General features: G+C 70.3%; 1 protein-coding gene and 1 pseudogene. Both read right to left on the bottom strand.

Annotation, left to right across the window (positions count from 1 at the left end):
* A pseudogene (locus tag KDH83_RS29960) lies at positions 1-270 on the bottom strand (hypothetical protein); the annotation flags it as partial.
* A gap of 167 nt (positions 271-437) precedes the next feature.
* On the bottom strand, positions 438-3,748 hold a 3,311-nt coding region (locus tag KDH83_RS29955; RefSeq protein WP_212322515.1), incomplete at its 5' end, for an autotransporter outer membrane beta-barrel domain-containing protein.

Below are 3,748 nucleotides of genomic sequence, written 5' to 3'. Positions count from 1 at the left end.
GGGCAGCCGTCGGGACGGGGCGGGGGCCGGCGCGCCTGGCGGGCTGGCGGGGCCAGGCAAGGTTTCCGGCGGGACCGGGGGCGCCGCGCCGGCCGGGCAGCCGGGCGGGGGCTGGACGGGGGCGGGCGTACCGCCGCGCGGCCCCGCGCCGCCGCAACCGGCCAGGGCCAGAACCAGGACCAGCGCGGCCACGCCGGCCTCGATCCGGCGCCATGGCGAACCCGACGCCGCCTCGCCGTCCGTATTGCCCTGCCCTGCGTTCCCGCTCATATCCGCTGTCCTGGGTGGAGGATGACGAGCGCCATTGTCGGGCTTTTTTCATTGCCGGGCCGCCCCAAGATGAAAAGCGCCCCCCTCGGGGGGGGGCAGCAAGCGCGCGCAGTGCGCGCGGCGTGGGGGTATTTTCATGACCGCTGAAACCGTCGCCGGCGCGGCGTTCACCAGTTGATCCGCACCCCCAGGTTGCCCTGCACCGTTTCGCGCCGCTCGCCGCCCAGGTTGAAGCCATATCCCGCCGAGGCGTAGACGCTGACCCGCTCGCTGGCCTTGACCGAGACGCCCAGCCCCAGGCGCGCCTGGGTGCCGCCCATGGCCGACGTGCTGGTGGTGCCGCCGCTGAAGTCGACCTTGTCGCGTCCGCCCAGCGTGTGCTCCAGGTCCGCCCGCACATAGGGCTTCCAGGTGGCGCCCTTGGCCTGGTACTCGCCCTGCAGCCGCGCGCCAACGCGGCCGATGAGCGCGTTCTTCGGCGCGAAGGACACGTCGGACGCGGAATCCCTGACCGAATCGATGCGGGTGTTCTGGTAGATGATCTGCGCCTGGGGCTCCAGGCTCAGGTTGGGCTTGAGCGCGATAGGCAGTCCCGCCTCGACCGACGCTGTGAAGGCGCGGCCCTTGGTGGACGAGGTATCCCCCGCCGTGGACTTGGGATTGACCTTCAGGTGGCTGCCCATGATGACGGTGTCGGTGTACCAGCCGCCGGGGCCGATATGGGTCCAGTAGCCGCCCAGGCTGTAGGAATCGATGGCGAGCTTGCCGGCGCGGTAGCCGCGTTGCCCCATCGCGTCTCCGCGCACGTCGCCGTCGGCGCGCGCGTAGCCCAGGAACACGCCGTAGCGGTCCTGGTGACCGCTATCGCCAACGCGCGCGTACAGATCCTGGCCGGCCTGCATGCCGAACACATTGCCGCTGAACGACTGGCCCACCGTGCCGTCGCGACGCTCCGAGAAATGATCGCCCCAGGTGCGCGCCCAGCCCGCCGGCAGACGGCCGGCGCCGGTCAGCAGATCCTGGTTGCCCTGGCGATCGTGGAAGGTGCCGATCTGCTGCACCGCCAGTTCGCGCGCCAGCGACGGCACTTCGGTATAGATCGACACGCCGGGCCGGTAGATCGGCTTGGGATCGACGACGGGCGTCAGCTCCGAGCGCAGGTACCAGTTCTGCTCCGTGCCGGGCGTCACGCCGCCTCGGAACAGCATGTACGAATAGGCGCCCGCGTAGATCCCGCCGCTGGTGAAGGCGCCGGGCGCGGTGGTGCCGCCGTTGATGGCCTGCACCACCTGGATGCCGTCGCCGGTGGTCTTGGCGCCCGGCCCGGCCTGGTTCGTGATGCGCAACGCCGTCGCGCCCGTTGCCGCGCCGCCGTCCACCACCAGCTTGTCCGACGGCGAGGCGTCGGCGCCCAGATAGGTGTTCAACGACAGCACACCGGACTGGCCCACGTAATTGCCGGTGATGGTCAGCCGGTTGCCCGGATTGGCCCCGGCCAGGTTGACCGTGCCACTGTTGATCAGGTTGCCGGTGATGGCGAAGGCGCCCGCGCCGCCGCCCAGACCGGGCAAGGCATCGGCCACCGCCAGCGTGCCGGCGTTGCTGACGTTGCCCTTGACGCTGCCATAGCCGCCGAAGGTGGCGCCGCCCTGCACCGTCACCGCGCCGCCGTTGATCGCCGCGCCGGCATGCAAGGCATCGCCCACGGCCAGCGCTCCAGTCGTCACCGTGGTACCGCCGGTGTAGCCGTTGATGGCGTTGAACACGGTCGTGCCCCCGCCCTGCTGGATCACCTGCCCGCTGCCGTTGATCACGTCGGCCTGGACATAGCGGTCCGCGCGGTTGAACGCCAGCACCCCGTCATTGCTGACCGTGCCCATGATGTTGCCGCTGGTGCCACCGTTGCCCACCTGCAGCGTGCCCGCCTTGATGATGGTGACGCCATCCTTGACGACGGTGCCGCTGCCATAGCTGTTGCTGCCCGTCAGGATCGCGGTACCGGCGCCCAGCTTGGTCAGCGAGCCGGCGCCGCCGATGTTGCCGGCCAGCGTCAGCGTGGTGCCGGCCAGCGGTTCCACGCCGCCCCCTTGCGCGCCCAGGGTGATGGCGCGTGATTGCGCGAGGCTTTGCGTGGTGCGCAAGGTGCCGGCGTTCATGCCGATGGCCGTGCCGGCCGTGCCCAGCGCGGCATCGCTGGCGATCTGCACGGTGCCGCCGTTGATGTCGGTGCCGCCCGTGTAGGTATTGGCGGCGTTCAGCACCAGCGTGCCCAGGTCGGTCTTGACCAGCCGCGATGCGCCGGTCAACACGCTGTCCACGGTGGTGACGTAGCCCGCGCCCAGGCTGCTGCCGTCGCCGACGCGGAGGGTCGTGCCGCCGCCGGCGTCCGGCACCAGCTCGATGGCGCCGCCCAGCAGGCGATAGCCGTTGCTGGCGAATTGCATGCCGCCGCTGCGCACCTGGCCCAGGCTGTTGTCGACGGTAACGTTGCCGGGCGCGGCCATGAAGATGGCGAAGGTGGCGTCGGCATACGGCGCGTTGGGCACGCCCAGCGAGTTGGTCCAGTTGTCGTTGCCCGCAGGGTTCTGCCACAGGCCGTCGCCACCGTCGACCGTGCCGTTGTTCTTGCCCGCCACGGCCGCGCCGTCCCAGAAGTTCAGGTTCAGGCCGGCGGTGTTGACCAGGTTGACCTGCTTGGCGACGGCCGTCTGGACCGAGAACGACGGCGACGGAATCGTGCCGATGGCCAGGCCGTTGTTGGTCAGCGCGCCGTCGTAGCTGATGACGCGGTAGACACCCGGATCGAAGCTGCCGCCGGGCGGCGTGGCCACGTTCAGCGTGCCGTCCAGCACCAGGTCGCCCTTGACGATGGTCAGGTCGTTGAGCGGGCCGCCCACCACGCCGGCCTGGCCGAAGTTATAGGCCAGCTTGGCCGCGTTGCCGAGCGTCAGGTTGCCGTTGATGGTCAGCGTGCCGGGCGCGCCGGTGGTGTCGCCGGGCGCCAGGGTGCCGGCCACGAGCGCGTCTCCGCCGATGATGCCGGTGCCGCCCAGCGTGGCGGTCGGCAGCACGAATGTCTGTCCCGTGGCGGCGGTCTGATCGCCGTTGATGTAGAGGGATCCGAAATTCACCAGCGTCGAGCCCGCATAGGAGTTGTTGCCGCTGAGCACCGTCTGGCCGGCGCCCTCTTGCACCAGCTGGCCAGTGCCCGAGATCAGGCCGGTCATCAGCACGTCGTTGCTGCGCTCGATCACCAGTTTCGAGTTGTTGAGGATGTCGCCGGTCACCGAGCCGGTGGTGCCGCCGGCGCCCAGCCGCAGGGTGCCGGCGGAAATGACGGTGCCGCCGCTATAGGTGTTGTCGCCGGTCAGGAAGGTGTCGCCCACGCCCTGCTGCACCAGCTTGCCGCTGCCGCGAATGGGGCCGGCGAGCACGACGTTGTTGTTGCGGTCCACGACCAGCGTGCCGGCGTTCGAGA

This window comes from Achromobacter sp. Marseille-Q0513, from assembly GCF_018195695.1.
GTDB lineage: Bacteria > Pseudomonadota > Gammaproteobacteria > Burkholderiales > Burkholderiaceae_B > Achromobacter.
This window is presented reverse-complemented; position numbering and strand designations above follow the sequence as displayed.